Source organism: Oerskovia turbata (genome assembly GCF_000718325.1).
Taxonomy (GTDB): Bacteria; Actinomycetota; Actinomycetes; order Actinomycetales; family Cellulomonadaceae; genus Oerskovia; species Oerskovia turbata.
Genome location: NZ_JOFV01000058.1, coordinates 1 through 298 on the forward strand (window position 1 = coordinate 1; position 298 = coordinate 298).

Genomic DNA, 298 nt, shown 5'->3' on the forward strand with positions numbered 1-298 from the left:
GACCTGGACCGTGAGGTCCGTGGCCGCAGCCGTCAGGAGGTTGATGCCGTTGAAGTTGGTCGAGTCGACGACGCGGGTGAGCTCGTTCGCGAGCTCGTCGAGCTCGGACTTGATCGCGGTGCGTGCGTCGGCGTTGTTGGTGTCCGAGGACGCCTGGACCGCGAGGTCACGCATGCGCTGCAGGATCGACTGGGACTCGCCCAGCGCACCTTCAGCCGCCTGCACGACGCTGATGCCGTCCTGCGCGTTACGCGCAGCGACCGAGTAGCCGTTCACCTGAGCCTTGAGACCCTCGGCG

At 67.1% G+C, this 298-nt stretch carries 1 protein-coding gene; it reads right to left on the reverse strand.

Annotated features, from left to right (window positions below; genetic code table 11):
- Positions 1 to 298, reverse strand: a 298-nt coding sequence (locus tag IE95_RS0118400; protein ID WP_036572779.1) for a flagellin N-terminal helical domain-containing protein, incomplete at both ends; no start/stop codon positions are given.